We start from the raw sequence: 19,226 nt of genomic DNA, 5'->3' as shown, positions 1-19,226 counted from the left end.
GGAAAACCCGGCACCGGCTGCGGGGGCGGGTGCCGGGTTTTTAAAGTTAAGCTTGCGGGATAGCAGCTCCATTATATATGATAAAATGAGGAGAGTTACCATATTATTTTTCCGCCGGAAGGGTTATAATGGATGAAATAAAGGATGTGGGAAAATGGCGGGGGAAACCGTTTCTTGCCCTGTAAAAATACATATGACCACGGAGATTTTCCAGGAAGAAGCGGAAAAGATCGAACTGGTTTTGTTCGGCCATTATTATGAAAGAGCCGGTTCGGCCTATTTAAAGTACGAGGAAATGCAGGAAGCCGGAAAAATTCACACGGTTGTCAAAGTGGCAAGCGGAAGGGCGCTTGTATTGAGAAGCGGTGCGGTCTCCATGCGGCTTGATTTGCGTGCCGGGACAAGGCGCCCGGGGACTTACGAAAACGGCTATGGCCAATTCCCGATTGAAGCGGCGGCAGATGAGATTGTGCACACGCGCACAGGCCCGCTTTCTGGGCAGCTTTCCCTCGGATACAGGCTTTATATGCATGGGGGTTCGGTCGGTACATATAAAATGAAGATCCATTATGAGGAGGTACAAGCAGCAAAATGAACATTGCGGAACAAATGCAGGAAACGCTGAAAACGGAAATCAAAGAAGCGGTGATGAAGACCGGCTTGGTTGCGGAAGCGGATATTCCGGCTATTGTGCTGGAAAAGCCAAAAGAAAAAGCACACGGCGATTATGCCGCAAACATTGCAATGCAGCTTGCGCGTGCGGCAAAAAAAGCGCCGCGCCAGATTGCGGAAGCGATTGTCGAACATATCGACAAATCGAAAACGTTGATTGAAAAAGTGGAAATCGCAGGCCCCGGCTTTATTAATTTTTATTTGGACAATACGTATTTGACCCGGCTGATCCCTTCTATCCTTCATGATGGTGCGGATTACGGCCGTTCAGATGCCGGCAGGGGCAAAAAAATCCAGGTTGAATTCGTATCGGCGAACCCGACCGGTGATCTTCACCTCGGACATGCGCGCGGCGCCGCTGTCGGGGATTCACTGTGCAATATTCTTGAAAAAGCAGGGTATGAGGTGACCCGTGAATACTATATTAACGATGCCGGCAACCAGATCCACAATCTGGCCTTGTCAGTCGAAGCGCGCTACTTCCAGGCGCTCGGGATGGAAAAGGAAATGCCGGCAGATGGCTATTACGGCCAGGATATTATTGACCTTGGAAAAAAACTTGCCGATGAATACGGCCGGAAATTTGTGGACGCGGATGAAAAAACGCGCTACGAATTTTTCCGCCAGTACGGCCTCGATTACGAGATGGCGAAACTGAAAAAAGACCTTGAAGACTTCCGCGTTCGTTTTGATGTCTGGTATTCGGAAACGTCTCTTTATAAGAGCGGAAAAGTTGACGAAATGCTGACACTGATGCGCGAAAAAGGCCATATTTATGAAAAGGACGGGGCAACGTGGTTCCGCTCGACGGCTTTCGGCGACGACAAAGACCGCGTGCTCATCAAAAACGATGGGACTTACACGTACTTGACCCCGGATATTGCTTACCATAAAGACAAATTTGACCGCGGCTTCGATACGGTGATTAATATTTGGGGCGCTGACCACCACGGCTATATCCCGCGGATGAAAGCGGCAATGGAAGCGCTCGGCTATAACAGCGGCAATCTTGAAGTGGAGATCATCCAGCTTGTTCACTTGTATAAAAACGGCGAAAAAATGAAAATGAGCAAGCGGACTGGGAAAGCGGTCACGATGCGTGAACTCATTGACGAAGTCGGGCTTGATGCAACCCGGTACTTCTTTGCGATGAGAAGTTCGGATACGCATTTGGACTTTGACCTTGATCTTGCCGTTTCAGAGTCCAATGAAAACCCGGTTTACTATGCGCAATATGCCCATGCCCGTATTTGCAGTATTTTGCGCCAGGCGGAAGAAAAAGGGTTTGTGCCGGATACAGGCGCCGATTTTTCCGTGATCCGGTCTGAAAAGGAAACGGATGTCCTGAAAAAGCTCGGAGAATTCCCGCAGGTGATTGCTGATGCGGCCGAAAAGCGGATCCCGCACCGCATTACAAATTATATTAACGAACTTGCCGCCAACTTCCACAGCTTTTACAATGCTGTGAAAGTGATTGAACCGGCGCATGCGGACGCCACCAAAGCGCGCCTTGCCCTCGTGAAGGCCGTGCAAATAACGCTGAAAAATGCGCTCCAGCTAATCGGCGTTTCCGCACCGGAAAAAATGTAAAGAAAAAAGCCGTCCCCATCCATTTATGGGTTTAGGGGGCGGCTTTTTTTGATGCGCAATGGTTTATTGGGTTTAAGGAAAGCAAAATGGAATGCAAATAGCAAGATGACGTGCAGTTACGTGCCTGAGGTTCCGTGACAGCTTTTAAAGGGCATGTGATACAGCCCTGCAAGATGTTATTCAAGGACGGCCAAAACGTTGGTTTAGCTGTTAACCACCTAATGTGCCTGGCAGTGCCCCAGTCTTCAGGGAGCAATTTTTTTTGATCGCGCCGACTGACCCAGAGCCGGTCTTTTATCACAAAAATCCTTCAATTGCCCTCACACCCCATTCAGCCAGCCTCGTTGCCAATCCGGGGCGGTTCAGGTCGTCTGCTGTAAGCGGGACAGCGTGGCACATATCTTCTTTTACGATCGCACACATTTTTTGGATAAACGCGTTGTCGTATACAAGACAGTTGACTTCAAAGTTTAAACGGACACTGCGCCGGTCAAAATTAGCCGTTCCGATATCGCAAATCGTCTGGTCCATGATCATAATTTTCGCATGATAAAATCCGGGCTTGAACAAATGAATGTCTGCGCCATTATCAAGCAGCTGCCGGAAATAGCGGCTTGCGGCCTCTTTGACAAGCGGATGGTCCGCTTTATCTGGGACGAGCACTGTAACGTTTACGCCGCGCGCTAAAGCCTGTACCAGTTTTTTGTGGATGGCCGGAGTCGGGATAAAGTAGGGGGAACCGATAAAAATCGATTCGCGGGCTTCCTCAATCAGGCTGCAAACCAGGCGTTCAAGCTCATCGCCCGCAGTCGGGATGATCCGGTGGCGGCATCCGCTTTTCTCCTCCTCGGGAGAGATTGGCGTTTCAAATGGCATTTTTTCGCCTGTAGCCGTTTCCCAGTTTCTGATAAATTCCTGCTGCAAGTCGCGGATACTTCCGCCGGTTAAGCGGAAATGGTAATCTCGCCAAGGAGAAAGCGACTTGTTGCCATCGATATAATCCTTTCCTACATTGAAACCGCCAAGATAGCCTGTCTCCCCATCAATGACGGTTATTTTCCGGTGGTTCCGCTGCTGGAGCGTGTAAAAGAAAAAAGGGAATTTCGGCCGGTTGCTGAAGGCAAACGAGGCGCCAGCATTTTTCAGCTGGGCAATCATCTGTTTTGTGACCTTCCGGCTACCCGCCCAATCGAGCAATACTTTTACTTCTTTCCCTTCACGCGCTTTTTTTGCGAGCAGGCTGAAAAATTCACGGCTGATTTCATCATTTTTTACAATATAAAACAGGACGTATATGCTTTTTTTGGCATGCAGGATATCGGAAAAGTAGTGGGGAAACAGATTTTCTCCGCATGTAAAAACAGTAAAATCTCCGTGCCGTACGGGATATTGGCGCTGTTTGCGAGTTTTGCGGAAATGCCTTTTTCCAAGCGTGTAATCGGTGAAAAGCCAGATGATGAGTACTATGACGGCAGAAAGGAATAAGAGCAAAATCATATCTTTTTTCCCCGCTTCAATCGATTTTTTCCGTGGCCGAGTCCATGTCTTTATTCTTCCCCAAATGCGGCCGATTCTACTTACAAAAGCCGGAAACAGGCACAAAGAAATTCAAAAAAATAAAGAAAAAAGGATTGACTGAATGCTCATTCATTATATAATATAGGTAAGCAAGATTCGGAAAATTACCTGCTTTTTTGTGCGAGCACGAATGAACGAAGGGAGCGTCGGGAGAAAAATGCACATCTTATTATGGTTAAACTGGTTGTTGTTTCTGTCTGTAACCGCTTACGGCATTGGCCTTTTTGCGTATTTGGTAAGGACAAGGATCCAGTATATCAAATTGGGGAAAAAACAGGAATTCGACAACAATGTCAAGGCGCGGCTCAAAAAAATATGGGTATACGTTTTCGGACAGAAAAAACTGCTTAAGGATAAAAAGAGCGGCGCCATCCATGTGATGATGTTTTACGGGTTTATTCTCGTCCAGTTCGGCGCGATCGATTTCATATGGAAGGGGCTTGCGCCGGGTTCGCACTTGCCGCTCGGGCCGCTTTACCCCGGATTTACTTTCTTTCAGGAAATCGTTACGCTCGTCATTTTATTTGCGGTCGGCTGGGCGTTTTACCGCCGCTACATTGAGAAGCTCGTCCGCTTAAAACGAGATTTTAAAGCGGGGCTTGTGCTCATCTTTATCGGCGGGCTAATGGTTTCTGTTCTGGTCGGGGGCGGCATGGAAATTATTTGGCACTTTGAGGAGCCGTCATGGACGGAACCGGTGGCAGCCGGGATTGCAGCGGCCTTTCATTGGATTGGACCAACTGCAGCGGCTGTTGTGTTTTACGTCGCATGGTGGATCCATCTATTGCTGCTGCTTACTTTCCTTGTCTATATCCCGCAGTCGAAGCATGCCCATTTGATTGCAGGGCCTGCGAATGTGTATCTGAACCGGCTCGGGGATACCGGGAAATTACGGCCGATCGATTTTGAAGACGAATCGCAGGAAAGTTTTGGCGTCGGCAAAATCGAGGACTTCACGCAGCTTCAGCTTGTCGATCTTTACGCCTGTGTGGAATGCGGCCGCTGCACGAATATGTGCCCGGCAACCGGAACAGGAAAAATGCTTTCACCGATGGACTTGATCATTAAATTAAGGGACCATTTGACCAACTACGGCGCGGCCGTTACGTCTAAAGCACCGTGGGTTCCGGCGTTTGCTTTTGCCAACACGACAGGAAATAGGCTCGCCCGGGAAAGTGTAAGTCGCGGGGCGGAAGAGGCAGCTGCAGCGCTCGATTATAACCCGAGCCTGATCGGCGATGTCATAACAGAAGAAGAGATCTGGGCATGCACGACTTGCCGGAATTGCGAAGACCAGTGCCCGGTTATGAACGAACATGTCGATAAGATCATCGATTTGCGGCGCTATCTCGTTTTGACGGAAGGAAAAATGAAGCCGGATGCACAGCGGGCGATTCAAAATATCGAACGCCAGGGCAATCCTTGGGGGCTGAACCGGAAAGAGCGCGAAACGTGGCGTGAAGGGCGCGAAGATATCGAGGTCAAGACGGTCAAAGAAATGAAGAAAGCAGATGAGGAATTCGAATGTTTATTCTGGGTCGGATCAATGGGGTCTTACGACAGCCGCAGCCAGAAAATCGCGCAGTCGTTTGCGAAACTGCTGAATGAAGCGGGCGTGAAATTCGCCATTCTCGGCAACAAGGAGAAAAACTCCGGTGACACGGCACGCAGGCTTGGCAATGAGTTTTTATTCCAAGAACTGGCCGGTCAGAACATCGCCGAGTTTGAAAAGAACGGCGTGAAAAAAATCGTGACGATCGATCCGCATGCATACAATACATTTAAGAAAGAATATAAAGATTTTGGCTTTGAAGGGGAAGTGTACCATCATACCGAAGTGCTTTACGAGCTGCTGAAAGAAGGGCGCTTAAAGCCGAAATACGAAGTCAATGAAACGGTTACCTTCCATGATTCCTGCTACCTCGGCAGGTACAATGATATTTATAACCAGCCGCGTGACATTTTAAAAATGATCCCGGGCGTAAAGCTTGTGGAAATGGAGCGGAACCGTGAAACAGCGATGTGCTGCGGGGCTGGCGGCGGATTAATGTGGACGGAAGAAGATACCGGGCACCGGATTAATGTGGCGCGGACGGAACAGGCACTTGCTGTGAATCCGACCGTTATCAGCACGGAATGCCCGTACTGCTTGACAATGCTTTCTGATGGCACAAAAGCGAAAGAAGTGGAAGACACTGTAAAAACCTTGGATGTCGCCGAAATTCTGGAACGTTCGGTCTGCGGGGCGCCGGGGCAGACGGCTGCAGTATCTTAGGCGGGTGATGCCGCCGCAAAACGGGATGCGCGGCAGGAAAAACAGTTCATGGTAGATTTTAAACCGGCAAATCATCTGCGCAAAAACGGCGGGGAACGGGATATGTAAAAGTTTGGGTTGGTTCTCCGCCGCTTTTTTGCGGCAGATCACAAAGGGTGTTAGGAATGTAAGCGTTCATGCAGATTGCTGGCGCTTTTAAATAAATCACGCAGTATAACAAGACTTTACTGCTGTTTTTAGTAGCGAATGGCAAAAGGGCCATGATTAAACGATGATTGAGCGTTCGCTCGATTGGGAGGCGCTTTTCCTCCATCCTAAAAGCATCGGGAGGTTCGCTGCAAATTTAGCAGGGATGGCAAAAGAGCAAGTCAAAGAAAGGGGATTGCGTATTTACGCGATTCAGAGGCATTCTTTACCCATACCAAAAACATGACAAGGCTCACTGCTGTTTGGCAACGAATGGCAAAGGAACGATGAATGAACGATGATTAGCGTTCGCGCAAATGGCCGGCGCTTATCATAAATCCATTGTAAAAGGGGAGAAGTTGGTTGAACACGGTGATCATCGATGGGGCGCGTACGCCATTTGGGAAATTCGGGGGAAAACTGGCTGCACTTCCGGCGTCCGCGTTAGGCGGGATTGCGATCCGGCATGCATTGGAAAAAGCAGGCGTTGAAAACGGGGAAGTAGATGAAGTGATTATGGGGAATGTCCTGCAGGGCGGCCAGGGGCAACTCCCATCCCGGCAGGCGGCAAGGCACGCTGGCATTCCGTGGGAAGTTAAAACGGAAACGGTGAACAAAGTGTGTGCTTCCGGTATGAGGAGTGTGACCATGGCGGACCAGATCATCCGCGCGGGAGACGGGGAAGTTATCGTTGCCGGCGGGATGGAGTCGATGTCAAACGCCCCTTACTTCCTGCCTAAGGCGAGATGGGGATTGAAAATGGGCGATGTCCAGCTGAAAGACATGATGACCCATGACGGACTCATCTGCGCATTTTCCGGCGTCCATATGGGCACATACGGAAACCGTACGGCAGAAACGTTTGGGCTGACCCGTGATTTTCAGGACCGCTGGGCATTAAGAAGCCACCAGAAAGCATTGGAAGCGATCCATTCCGGCAAGTTTGCCGAAGAAATTGTTCCGGTAGAAATCCCGCAAAGAAAAGGTCCTGCACTGCTTGTTGAACAGGATGAGCCGCCGCGCGCGGATACGACGCTTGAAAAACTGTCCCAGCTGCCGCCTGCTTTTGACAAAGACGGGACCATCACGGCCGGCAATGCACCAGGCGTGAATGACGGGGCAGCAGCACTCGTGTTAATGAGTGCTGAACGGGCTGCAAAAGCAGGATTGAAACCGCTCGCAAATATTGTGGCGCATGCAGAAGTGGCGGTGGAAGCGCAGCATTTTCCGCAGACGCCGGGGCTTGTGATCAACGAAATCCTGAAAAAAACAGGAAGAAAGCTTGATGACATTGATTTGTTTGAAATCAATGAAGCATTTGCCGCTGTGGCCCTTGCCAGCAGCAAAATCGCACAGCTCGATTTGGATAAGGTGAATGTAAACGGCGGCGCGGTTGCGTTAGGCCATCCGATCGGTGCAAGCGGCACGCGCATTATTTTAACCCTTGCATACGAACTGAAACGGCGCGGCGGCGGGACCGGGATCGCAGCCATCTGCTCCGGTGGCGGCCAGGGCGATGCCGTCATGATTGAAGTGCAATAAAACTTCAACGTGTATGACCACCCAAAAAAGGGGACCTGATCATGGATTTTCAGTTTACGGAAGAACAGCTTTTGTTAAGAAAAACCGTACGGGATTTTGCAGAAAAAGAAATTTTGCCGGCTACGGGCGACATGGAGCGCGGCATGTTCCCGCGTGAAATACTTGGAAAAATGGCAACCCTCGGTCTGATGGGCATCACCATTCCGGAAACATACGGCGGTGCGGGGCTGGATTTTACTGCATACGTTATAGCTGTTCATGAAATTTCCAAAGCCAGCGCGACCATTGGCGTCATCCTTTCCGTCCATTCATCCGTCGGGACCGCGCCGATTTTATATTTCGGAAGTGAAGCGCAAAAACAAAAATATTTGCCAAAGCTTGCAAGCGGGGAATACCTGGGGGCTTTTTGCCTGACGGAAGCCGAGGCGGGGTCGGATGCGAAGAATTTAAAAACAAAAGCGGTAAAACAGGGCGGGCATTATGTGCTCAATGGTTCAAAAATGTTCATTACAAACGGCGGCGAGGCGGATACGTATATTGTATTTGCCCGCACGGAAGACGGCAACATCACCGCTTTCATTATTGAAAAGACCATGCCGGGTTTCCGGACCGGCAAGGATGAGAAAAAAATGGGGCTGCACGGGTCAAAAACTGTCCAGCTTCACTTTGAAAATCTCCAGGTTCCGGCTGAGAACCGGCTGGGGGAAGAAGGGGAAGGGTTTAAGATCGCAATGGCGGTGCTGGATGCCGGCCGGATCGGGATCGCGGCACAGGCCCTCGGGATTGCGGAAGGCGCCTATGAACTGGCACTTCAATACGCAAAAAACCGGCGCCAGTTCGGAAAACCCATCCACGCATTTGAGGGTACCGGTTTTAAACTTGCCGACATGGCAACAAACATCGAAGCCAGCAAACTGCTTGTCTACCGGTCAGCCTTTTTGCGGAGCAACGGCCTGGGCTGCAAAAAAGAAGCGGCGATGGCCAAACTGCTCGCTTCCCAAACAGCTGTTGATACAGCGATTGAAGCCGTTCAGATTTTCGGCGGATATGGATACACGAAAGACTATCCGGTTGAACGGTTCATGCGCGATGCGAAAATTACGCAAATTTATGAAGGGACAAGTGAAATCCAAAGAATCGTGATCAGCAATCAATTATTGCGGGAGAAAAGGCTTTAAGTTGTCTTGGATAAAAAAATTGGAGGCAGAAAAATGGACTTTCGTTTAAGTGAAGAACATGAAATGATCCGGAAAATGGTACGCGATTTTGCCGTGAAGGAAGTGGCACCGACAGCAGCGGAACGCGATGAGAACGAACGGTTTGACCGTAGCATCTTTGACCGGATGGCGGCGCTCGGCCTGCCCGGGATTCCATGGCCGGAGCAGTACGGCGGGATCGGGAGCGATTTTCTGGCATACTGCATTGCGGTGGAAGAGCTGTCGCGTGTGTGCGCCTCAACCGGCGTGACCCTTTCCGCACATACTTCCCTTGCCAGCTGGCCGCTGTTTAAATTCGGCACAGAAGAACAAAAACAGAAATATCTCGTTCCGCTTGCCCGCGGGGAAAAAATCGGTGCGTACGGCTTGACGGAGCCGGGGTCGGGTTCCGATGCAGGCGCGATGGTGACAACGGCCAGGCGTGAAGGCGACCACTATGTTTTAAACGGCTCCAAAATTTTTATTACAAACGGCGGCGTGGCGGATATTTACATTGTGTTTGCCCTCACCGACCCGAAAAGCAAACACCATGGTACAAGCGCGTTTATCATTGAAAAAGATTTTCCCGGGTTTTCAACCGGCAAAAAAGAAAAGAAAATGGGCATCCGGGCTTCTACCACAACGGAAATCATTTTTGACAATGTCATGGTCCCGGCAGAAAACCGGCTCGGGGAAGAAGGACAGGGATTTAAAATCGCGATGATGACGCTGGACGGCGGGCGTAACGGCATTGCGGCCCAGGCAGTCGGCATTGCCCAAGGCGCACTGGATGCGGCTACAGCTTATGCGAAAGAGCGGAAACAATTCGGCAAACCGATCGCAGCGAACCAGGGCGTGTCTTTCAAACTTGCCGATATGGCCACTGCAGTCGAAGCGGCAAGGCTGTTAACGTACCAGGCGGCCTGGCTTGAATCAAACGGGCTGCCGTACGGAAAAGAATCCGCCATGTCCAAACTGTTTGCCGGTGATACGGCGATGAAAGTCACAACGGAAGCCGTGCAGATTTTTGGCGGCTACGGCTATACAAAAGATTATCCGGTTGAGCGGTTCATGCGCGATGCCAAAATTACGCAAATTTACGAAGGGACGCAGGAAATCCAGCGGCTTGTTATTTCAAGAATGTTGACAAAGGACTGACGGAGAGGGGAGGCCGTTTGTGAGCCAAAAAAAGTTTGTGCCGGCATCGGTCAGGGATGAAAGGCTGATTGAAAAGCGCAGAAACCAAATGATCAATGCCGCCGTCGCGCTTTTTAAGGAAAAGGGGTTCCACCGGACGACAACGAGGGAAATTGCCAAGAAATCCGGCTTTAGCATCGGGACGCTTTATGAATATATCCGGGCAAAAGAGGATGTCCTCTATTTGGTGTGCGACCGGATTTATGATGAAGTGCGCGACAGGCTGATTCGCATTGATGCCGGTCAGGGGACGCTTGAAAGTTTGAAACTCGCGATTGCCCATTATTTCCGGATTGTTGACGAACTGCAGGATGAAGTACTTGTCATGTACCAGGAAGCAAAATCACTGACAAAAGAAGCACTGCCATATGTATTAAAAAAGGAAATGGAAATGGTCGGCATATTTGAAAAAATGATCAGAAAATGCGCGGAAAACGGCGAACTTGATCTGGATGAAAAAGAGATGGAGATGCTCGCCCACAATATTTTTGTTCAGGGTGAAATGTGGGCTTTCCGCCGCTGGGCATTTAAAAAGAAGTTTACAATTGAGGATTATATCCGTCTGCAAACCCATTTGCTGTTTTCCGGCCTTGAGACAAGGGGTATGATGGCATAAATTTTTGGCGCCATTTCCGTTTTTCCATCCCGGGGTTCATTCATGCGTTTTAAGTTCCAATCCTGATGAAGACAAGGGGGATATGATGGCTGAAACAGAGGTTTACCGCCCGAAACATGCGGTCCGTTTTGTCACAGCGTCCAGTTTGTTTGACGGCCACGATGCTTCCATCAACATTATGCGGAGGATTTTGCAGGCAAGCGGCGCGGAAGTCATCCATCTCGGCCACAACCGCTCGGCACGAGAAATTGTCCAGGCGGCGATTCAGGAAGATGTCCAGGGTATTGCCGTTTCTTCCTATCAGGGAGGGCATCTTGAGTTTTTCAAGTATATGTATGATTTGCTGCAGGAAAACGGCGCCTCCGGGGTCCGCATTTACGGCGGGGGCGGAGGCGTCATCATCCCGCGTGAGATGAAAGAACTGCATGACTACGGGATCGCGCGGATTTTTTCACCGGAGGACGGCAGAAAGCTCGGCCTTCAGGGGATGATCAATATCATGCTCCGGGAGTGCGACCACCCGACGGTAACGGAAGCGGATTTTGTAAAAGAGGTGGAGCGCTTAAGCGAAGGGCGGATCGGTTCTGTTGCCAGGCTGATTTCTTATGCCGAGAACCATTTGAACCATCAGGAAGCGCTCGCTGCCCTTGAAGCTGCGGTGTCGGCTGTGAAGAAAGCGCCGGTCGTGGGCATAACCGGTACCGGGGGAGCGGGAAAGAGCTCCTTGACAGATGAACTGATTCGCCGTTTTTTGCACGACCATCCGGAAAGCAAAATTGCCGTTCTTTCGGTCGATCCGACGAAGCAAAAAACGGGGGGCGCATTGCTTGGCGACAGGATCCGGATGAATGCAATTTTCCATCCGAACGTTTTTATGCGGAGCATGGCTACGAGGGCCTCCCGTTCCGAACTTTCCCTTGCCATCCATGACGCCATCCGGATTGTAAAGGCTGCCGGCTTTGATTTAATTTTGATCGAAACAAGCGGGATCGGCCAGGGAGACGCCGAAATTACGAATATTTCCGATGTCGCCATGTATGTGATGACGAGCGAATTCGGAGCGCCTTCCCAGCTTGAAAAAATTGATATGATCGATTATGCGGACCTTATTGTGATCAACAAATTCGAGCGGAAAGGTTCAGAGGATGCGAAAAAGCAGGTGCAAAAGCAGTACCAGCGGAGTCATCTGCTGTTTGACCAAAGCCTGGATGAGATGCCGGTGTACGGTACGATTGCCAGCCAGTTTCATGATCCGGGCACGAACGCCTTATATGGCGCCTTGATGGAAAAAATCAATGAAAAGAGCGGAACGGCTTTTCGCCCGTCTTTTTCGAAAAAACTGGAAGCGGGTAACCGGCATACCATCATTCCGGCAAGCCGCAGCCATTACTTGCGGGAAATTGCAGAAACCGTCCGCCGGTACCATAAAAAGGCGGAAGCGCAGGCTTCTCTTGCACGGAGAATGTTTCAACTGGAAGGCGCCATTACGGCTGCAAAGGAGTCCGGGGCAGCAGAGGATGTGATCGCATCGCTTGAAGCGCTTCGTACGGAAGCGGAAAAAGGGCTGACAGAAGAATCGAAAACCCTTTTGAAAAGCTGGCCGGATGTAAAGCAAAAATACAGCGGGGAGACGGTCACTGTCAAAATCCGCAATAAAGAGATCACAACGAGGATCAGAACAACAAGCTTGTCCGGGCTCCCGATCCCGGAAGTGGCGCTGCCGGATTGGGAAGACAAGGGCGAGATTTTAAAATGGTTGTATAAAGAAAATGTGCCAGGGGCATTTCCTTTTACGGCCGGCGTTTTCCCGTTTAAGCGACAGGAAGAAGATCCGAAGCGGCAGTTTGCGGGGGAAGGGACACCGGAACGGACAAACCGACGCTTCCATTATTTATCAAAAGATGATCCGGCAAAGCGGCTGAGCACGGCTTTTGACTCGGTAACGCTGTACGGCGAAGATCCGGATGAGCGCCCGGATATTTACGGAAAAGTCGGCGAGTCAGGGGTAAGTGTGTGCACGCTCGATGATATGAAAAAACTGTATGCAGGGTTCGACCTTTGTGCGCCTTCGACTTCTGTTTCCATGACGATTAACGGCCCGGCGCCGGTCATTCTGGCAATGTTCATGAATACGGCGATTGACCAGCAGGTGAAAAAGAAAGAAGCGGAGCTCGGGCGCGTTTTAACCGTCGAGGAATTTACGGAGGTGCGCGAAAAAACGTTGCAGACGGTCAGGGGCACCGTGCAGGCGGATATTTTAAAAGAAGACCAGGGCCAGAATACATGCATTTTCTCAACTGAATTTGCACTCCGGATGATGGGTGATATCCAACAGTATTTTATTGACCATAAAGTGCGCAATTATTATTCGGTCTCGATTTCCGGATACCATATCGCAGAAGCAGGTGCCAATCCAATTTCACAGCTTGCGTTCACACTTGCAAACGGTTTCATCTATGTGGAGTATTATTTAGGAAGGGGCATGAAGGTGGATGACTTTGCCCCGAACCTCTCATTCTTTTTCTCGAACGGGCTTGATCCGGAATATACGGTGATCGGGCGTGTTGCAAGAAGAATCTGGGCGGTTGTGATGCGCGATTTATACGGGGCGAATGAGCGGAGCCAGAAGCTGAAGTACCATATTCAGACATCCGGCCGGTCGCTCCATGCACAGGAAATTGATTTCAATGATATCCGAACGACGCTGCAGGCGCTGATGGCCCTTCAGGATCATTGCAATTCGCTCCATACCAATGCATATGATGAAGCGATTACGACACCGACCGAGAAATCGGTGCGCCGCGCGATGGCGATTCAGCTGATTATTACAAAAGAGCACGGATTGTCGAAAAATGAAAATCCGCTGCAAGGTTCATTTATCATTGAAGAACTGACAGACCTTGTCGAAGCCGCCGTTTTGGAGGAATTTGAGCGTATCAATGACCGCGGCGGGGTACTCGGCGCAATGGAGACCCAGTATCAGAGAGGGAAAATTCAGGAAGAGTCCATGGAATATGAGGTCAGAAAGCATTCCGGCGCCCTTCCGATTATCGGCGTCAACACCTTCCTGAATCCAAACCCGAAAAGCGAGGACGAGCTGAACAATATGCAGCTTGCACGCGCAACAAAGGAAGAAAAAGATTTGCAGATCAAAAATTTGCGTGATTTCCAGGCCCGCCACAAAGCAGAAGCGGAAACCGCACTGGAAAAATTAAAGCAAACCGCGGTTTCAGGAGGCAATATTTTCGCCGAGCTTATGGAAACCGTCAAAGTCGCAAGTCTCGGCCAAATCACCAACACCCTCTACCAAATTGGCGGGCAATACAGAAGGAATATGTGAACAGAAAGTCCCGCCGCCTTGCCCGTATCCGACAGGCAAATGTTCTGGCCGGAATAAGCTAAGGGCTTTATTACGGGCAGGTTATGCTATCCGAGGAGCCGGCTGCAAGAAGTATTGTTCTTAAAAAACTGGCAAAAATTTCGATTATACACGCGTTCTATTCATATTGCGAATGAATTAGAAAAAAGAAAGAGAAGCGAAAAGCTATTGCATCATATCACGATAGCTTTTCGCTTCTTTATTTATGTCCAAGGCGTGTTACTCATCCCTTCTAAGGAAAGAAGCAATTGATTGACGTTGTAAGGAACGATTTATTATATAGCCCCCGATAATGAGAAAACTGATTTCAATTAAAATAGACAACAGAAAATATTTAAAATAGAAAACAAGGGGATACTGACGCGGTAACATTATCAATCCAATACAACAAATTAACATACTTAAAATCATAGAGACAAAAACATAAATGAATATTTCGCTAAAAACGAGTTGCATGATGTTTCTTTTACTCATCCCAAGAGATAAGTAAATGCCCCACTGTCTCTTCTGAGTTTGATATTTGCTAAAGATCATGATCGTGACGGAAATCGCAGTGAGGATAAGAGAGACAAAAAACAAAAGCATGCCAAGCACCTTGAGATAATTATAAATTTTATTATCGTCTTTTATTAATTGAGAAGTATTCTGCACTAAGCTGCCAGGAAATGTTGACGATAAGGATTTTACTTGTTTATCAAGATTCATTTTTTCTTTATGAGAGATATCTTTTTTCGTGTAAATCTCAAGTTCATTAAACCCATGGAACAAACCGGATTTTACTGCGGTTTGAGTGTCCATCAAAATAATAAAGTCATCTTTTTTTATTTCTACAGAAGGGCTGACTCTATATTTAAATGGTTTATGAATAACATCTAGAATTTTTAACTTTTTTTGACTGGTTTTCATTCCGGTTGGCGTTTTATACAATCTGACTAAAGTCAATGTATTTCCAACTAAGATTTTATCCTCGTTTGTGTTTTTCTTGTTAACTGGATTATAAATGAATGCTTTGCCATCAAGATCTTTATATTTCTTTGGAGCCTCAATATTTTTCCAGTCGTCTTTATTGAGAAGAACGTATTTTACATCCGGAATAATAATTTTATTATTATAAGTTTTATAAGCAGAGTTTTCATTAAAGATCCAATTGTTAATGGAAGGTGTAATCATTTTCCGATCAATTAGCGTTTCGACATCTTCCATGAATGGAGTTTTATCTATGTATAAAACCCCGGGTGTTTTTTCCAGTTTTTTTACTTCAGCTTCTGTAAAGGTTAATCCCTGGTGACTTAATACTTTTAAATTTTGTTGTGTTTTAAAGCTAAAAGCTTCTTGGGAGTTTAAATAATACTTGGATTTAAGCCCTTCCCAACCATACAAATTATCTTTTTGAATATAATTTGTAAATGTGAATGTTAAAGATGAAAAGCATAAAATTAATACAGTAAGGTAGAATTGCTTCGGATTTGAAAATAATTCTTTCACTAATAATTTTCCATAGCTAGAATGAAAGCCTTTAAAAACGCTTTTATATCGTTCGCTGAAACTTACACGATTTTGCTGGTTCAATAGTTCTTGTACATGTAATGTGCCGGACTCCTTAACATTTTTAAGGAATAAAAATAAGATCATAAAGAATAATCCAATGTATAGTAATATACTCATTCCAACCATTTCAATCATCAGCATAAAGTTAGAAAAATACTCTCTGTATGAGAAATGAATGATTAGTGACTGAATAGAATATACTATAGGAAATGAAAATAAGGCACTTAAAACAAAAATAATAACAGCTTGGTAAATGTATATGCGGTATAAAGCTCGTTGACTTGCACCTACGGATTTCATAATACCCAATTTTTTATGTTGATCTTGGGTAAAATATAAAATGAGACTGTTTATAGAAAATAGTGAAAGAATCACAATTAATAATTGAAATGTAATCGATAAGGTCCTGATCGTATCACATTGATTTAGTCCGTTATTAAATAATCGACTATTAACAGTGCCTTGTTGGTCATAGTGATTAATAAGATCTATTGATTTTTCAAACGAATCTTTTGTGCTTCCGTTATATTTGAACAAAAAACTATTATTTTTCTTATAATTGGTAGTTAACTGTTTAGATATAAATATATTCGGGAAGTCATTGACACCCTTCTCAAAATCCTCGGCTACTGACCATTGTGATGAATAATTTTTTACTATTCCAACAAGGCGTAAGCTTTTCGTGCTGTTTCCAATTTTGATTGTTCTTTTTTCCGCGATTCTCCAATTTTTTAAAGGGCCTTGTAAATACGCAGATTCTATCGCAACCTCATTTGGCTTCTCCGGAAATCTCCCACTTATTAATTTTAAATGTCCCAATAATATTGATTTTTTATCCATCCAGCCCACCGTTGCAAATCTATCACTACTAACTTTAGTTTTACCAATAATTTGATATACTCCTACCGATATCCCCTTATTTCTCTTCAACAATGATTTTTTTGTTTCTGTAATATTTGTTAACACACCGGTATGTTCTCCGTAAGTATTCTGAGCCTTTTGTTTAATTGCTGATCTTACAGATTCAGAAGCAATAAATATAGAAGCTACGGATGATAGAACAATGGCAATTGAACCAGCGATGAGAAATAACCATTTTTTTCGCGATAAAAGAATTTTCATGCTTAAATTAAACATTTTCTTGTATCACCTGCAATCTCCCGTTTTTCATAAGAAACAAAGTGTCTGGAAATTCGAATAAATTCTTTCCGTGAGTAACAACAATCAGTGTTATATTTTTTTTGTTACACAGACTTGTAAATAAATGGATCATTTTTTTGGTTGTTTCTCCATCAAGATTACCGGTGGGCTCATCGGCAAATATAATTTTGGGATCAGTAATAAGTGCCCGAGCAATGGCTACTCTTTGTTGTTCCCCTCCTGATAAAAAGTCAGGAAGCTTATGTAATTGATTTTCAATCCCTAAATATCCAGCTAATTCTTCCACTTTATTTGTTCTTTCATGCCTATTTATAAACATGAGTGGAAGTTCTATATTTTCTTTTACAGTCAATTCCGGAATAAGTTGAAAAGATTGGAATATAAATCCGTATTGTTCCCCTCTAATAGCAGCCTGTTCTGAATCCTTTAGATCATAAAAGGATTTTCCTTTGTAATATACTTTTCCAGATGTGGGTTTCTCCATTCCTCCCAGAATATTTAACAAGGTTGATTTCCCTGCTCCACTTTTCCCTTCAATGACATAAATCTTTCCTTTTTGAATGGTAAGGGATGTTTCTTTCAATTCCATGTTACTGCTCTTTTGATTATATCTTTTACAAATTCGATTAGCTTCTATTAATGCTTCCATAATATTCTCCTTCAATAAAAACGATAATATTTTTGAGCTATATATTCATATGGTCATTTTAGGGATGGATCTGCATCGTGAGTCATTATTCATAGAAGAGATCTCCTCGCGGCATAGTGGTTGCCATTTTTTGTGAATGGCTGGCAAAATGGGAGAAGTAAAACTACTCTCTGAATTTTGAAGTTTCCAGTATATTGATAATGATGGAACTTTTTAAAAAAGAATCTGTTTAACATAATATTCCAATTATAATGTGAGTTTACTCATACCGACAATATTGATATTAGCATTATATATTCCGACTGAAGCAGGTGCCAAGCGTTCTGGCCATTCTTTTAGTATTGTTGCAAACGTTACCGGGCCAACAAAGGATAAGTTGGATACTGATACAGCTAAAACTACAGTGCCAGCAAAGCTGAACGACCCAAATAGCATTTTCCGCTAGGAGTTGCCGCTGGACAAAAATGCAGCGTGTGCTTCCAAAAGCAAAAAACCGGCAGCTGAATGCCGGTTTTTTGCTTTCGCTCAATGGCAAGTACGAAAATAAATTTTCTTTCCACATAGAATTCTGTTGTTTCTTTCTACCAGATGGATGTAAAATGGACAAGGATATAGGAGATGTGCTTGAATAGGCGGAAGGTGGGAGTAGGACTCGTCAATCGCTTATTTTTTCAAGGGATGTGGACTGTTTGTTTTCTTTCATCAAAATTTTACTATCATGCAGCGGTATGATCGTTTTTTTGCTGGCTGGGTATTATTTATACAGTAAAGAACTTGGTGCCATCCCTTTTTTAATCCTCTCTTTTTTTCTGTTTTATCTTGCATACCGGCTGATGAGGACACCGGGCCGCTTAAAAATCCGGGATAAAAAAAGCCGGAAAAGGCCGCGGGGCTAGCATAAACGTTTGCTTTTTGTATATAATGGTAAATATGTTTTCTATTAAATCATGCAAAGATTAGCATTTGCCTGCCATATAGCAGTTTTGATCAATGAGAAAGGGTGTGCGACGCGTGAGCTTGCGACAGTTGCCGAAAGAAGAACTGAAGGAAATGTCTTTTATCGAGTTGGCGGAACAAATATTGGAGGAAAAGAAACAAGTGACTTCCTTCCAGGACTTGCTTGCGGAAATCGGCGCGGTTTTAGGATTGCCGGAAGAAGAGACCGAAAGAAAAATGATCCAGTTCTATACGGACTTAAACATTGACGGGAGATTTATCAGCCTGGGGGACAACACTTGGGGTCTCCGCGCCTGGTACCCGGTTGACCAGATTGACGAAGAAGTGACCCACACCGTGAAAACAAAAACGAAGCGGAAAAAAGCGAAAGTTGTCGAGGAAGAAGAGGACATTATTGATGATGAGGACCTCGATCTTGAGGATATCGATGATGTCGTCGAAGATGATGATGAGGATTTTGCCGACGAAGACGAGGAAGATGAAGATTTGGCCGAAGACGAAGATTTGGCTGACGATGAGTTTTCTGATATCGATGAAGATGAAGATGATGATGAAACTTTCGAAGACGATGAACTGCTCACGGATGATTTCGACATTACTGAAGACGAAGAAGAGGAAGACGCTAACGACAAAGATTAGTCTTGACTTCTTTCCAGGACAACGGTAGTATTATGTTTGGG

The 19,226-nt window shown here is 46.2% G+C and carries 12 protein-coding genes; 9 read left to right on the top strand and 3 right to left on the bottom strand.

The genetic code is table 11. From position 1 onward, the window contains the following. The first annotated feature begins 154 nt into the window (after window positions 1-154). Together ABR335_RS01060 and argS are read left to right on the top strand one after the other, a co-directional pair. Window positions 155-595 carry a DUF1934 domain-containing protein gene (locus ABR335_RS01060; RefSeq protein WP_168985772.1) on the top strand — a complete coding sequence of 147 codons (441 nt, stop codon included), beginning with the start codon at window positions 155-157 and terminating at the stop codon, window positions 593-595. After that, window positions 592-2,262, top strand: a complete 1,671-nt coding sequence (gene argS / locus ABR335_RS01055; RefSeq protein ID WP_168985771.1) for an arginine--tRNA ligase — start codon at window positions 592-594, stop codon at window positions 2,260-2,262. The genes ABR335_RS01060 and argS overlap by 4 nt, the downstream gene beginning before the upstream one ends. 297 nt (window positions 2,263-2,559) lie before the next feature. Here the strand turns inward: argS and ABR335_RS01050 are convergent, their stop codons facing one another. Then, window positions 2,560-3,759, bottom strand: coding sequence for a phospholipase D-like domain-containing protein (locus ABR335_RS01050; RefSeq protein ID WP_035190066.1), 1,200 nt, complete (start codon window positions 3,757-3,759; stop codon window positions 2,560-2,562). 238 nt (window positions 3,760-3,997) lie between these two features. On the opposite strand from ABR335_RS01050, the gene ABR335_RS01045 reads away from it, so the two are divergent. The 6 genes from ABR335_RS01045 (at window position 3,998) to icmF (ending at window position 14,192) form a co-directional block, all read left to right on the top strand. Then, window positions 3,998-6,115: a heterodisulfide reductase-related iron-sulfur binding cluster gene (locus tag ABR335_RS01045; RefSeq protein ID WP_195854865.1), complete on the top strand. Its 2,118-nt coding sequence runs from the start codon at window positions 3,998-4,000 to the stop codon at window positions 6,113-6,115. A 549-nt stretch (window positions 6,116-6,664) separates the two neighbouring features. Next, window positions 6,665-7,843, top strand: coding sequence for an acetyl-CoA C-acetyltransferase (locus ABR335_RS01040; protein ID WP_035183208.1), 1,179 nt, complete (start codon window positions 6,665-6,667; stop codon window positions 7,841-7,843). A 41-nt stretch (window positions 7,844-7,884) separates the two neighbouring features. Continuing rightward, on the top strand, window positions 7,885-9,021 hold the full coding sequence (locus ABR335_RS01035; RefSeq protein ID WP_013860764.1) for an acyl-CoA dehydrogenase: 1,137 nt from the start codon (window positions 7,885-7,887) through the stop codon (window positions 9,019-9,021). A gap of 33 nt (window positions 9,022-9,054) precedes the next feature. Next, entirely contained in the window at window positions 9,055-10,197 is a 1,143-nt protein-coding gene (locus ABR335_RS01030) for an acyl-CoA dehydrogenase (RefSeq protein ID WP_035183210.1), read from the top strand. A gap of 19 nt (window positions 10,198-10,216) precedes the next feature. Continuing rightward, window positions 10,217-10,852: a TetR/AcrR family transcriptional regulator gene (locus tag ABR335_RS01025; protein WP_017550324.1), complete on the top strand. Its 636-nt coding sequence runs from the start codon at window positions 10,217-10,219 to the stop codon at window positions 10,850-10,852. Window positions 10,853-10,937: 85 nt separating this feature from the next. Beyond that, window positions 10,938-14,192 carry a fused isobutyryl-CoA mutase/GTPase IcmF gene (icmF, locus tag ABR335_RS01020; RefSeq protein ID WP_350346412.1) on the top strand — a complete coding sequence of 1,085 codons (3,255 nt, stop codon included), beginning with the start codon at window positions 10,938-10,940 and terminating at the stop codon, window positions 14,190-14,192. A gap of 258 nt (window positions 14,193-14,450) precedes the next feature. Here icmF and ABR335_RS01015 read toward each other — a convergent pair whose 3' ends face one another. Together ABR335_RS01015 and ABR335_RS01010 are read right to left on the bottom strand one after the other, a co-directional pair. Then, entirely contained in the window at window positions 14,451-16,916 is a 2,466-nt protein-coding gene (locus ABR335_RS01015) for an ABC transporter permease (RefSeq protein ID WP_328228485.1), read from the bottom strand. Beyond that, window positions 16,909-17,589 (bottom strand): ABC transporter ATP-binding protein, encoded by a 681-nt coding sequence (locus tag ABR335_RS01010; RefSeq protein WP_350346411.1) that lies wholly within the window; start codon window positions 17,587-17,589, stop codon window positions 16,909-16,911. The genes ABR335_RS01015 and ABR335_RS01010 overlap by 8 nt, the downstream gene beginning before the upstream one ends. A gap of 1,011 nt (window positions 17,590-18,600) precedes the next feature. Here ABR335_RS01010 and rpoE point away from each other — a divergent pair. Then, on the top strand, window positions 18,601-19,185 hold the full coding sequence (gene rpoE, locus ABR335_RS01005) for a DNA-directed RNA polymerase subunit delta (protein WP_014096735.1): 585 nt from the start codon (window positions 18,601-18,603) through the stop codon (window positions 19,183-19,185). The last annotated feature ends 41 nt before the right edge of the window (window positions 19,186-19,226 follow it).

Source organism: Heyndrickxia faecalis (assembly GCF_040267745.1).
GTDB lineage: Bacteria > Bacillota > Bacilli > Bacillales > Bacillaceae_C > Weizmannia > Weizmannia faecalis.
The sequence above is the reverse complement of the archived record's forward strand: the minus strand, read 5'-3'. Positions and strand labels throughout refer to the sequence as shown.

Coding starts and splice junctions, on each gene's coding strand:
- argS (WP_168985771.1), top strand. CDS start 592: ATGAACATTGCGGAACAAATGCAGGAAACGCTGAAAACGGAAATCAAA.
- ABR335_RS01060 (WP_168985772.1), top strand. CDS start 155: ATGGCGGGGGAAACCGTTTCTTGCCCTGTAAAAATACATATGACCACG.
- ABR335_RS01050 (WP_035190066.1), bottom strand. CDS start 3,759: ATGATTTTGCTCTTATTCCTTTCTGCCGTCATAGTACTCATCATCTGG.
- ABR335_RS01030 (WP_035183210.1), top strand. CDS start 9,055: ATGGACTTTCGTTTAAGTGAAGAACATGAAATGATCCGGAAAATGGTA.
- ABR335_RS01015 (WP_328228485.1), bottom strand. CDS start 16,916: ATGTTTAATTTAAGCATGAAAATTCTTTTATCGCGAAAAAAATGGTTA.
- ABR335_RS01045 (WP_195854865.1), top strand. CDS start 3,998: ATGCACATCTTATTATGGTTAAACTGGTTGTTGTTTCTGTCTGTAACC.
- icmF (WP_350346412.1), top strand. CDS start 10,938: ATGGCTGAAACAGAGGTTTACCGCCCGAAACATGCGGTCCGTTTTGTC.
- ABR335_RS01010 (WP_350346411.1), bottom strand. CDS start 17,589: ATGGAAGCATTAATAGAAGCTAATCGAATTTGTAAAAGATATAATCAA.
- ABR335_RS01035 (WP_013860764.1), top strand. CDS start 7,885: ATGGATTTTCAGTTTACGGAAGAACAGCTTTTGTTAAGAAAAACCGTA.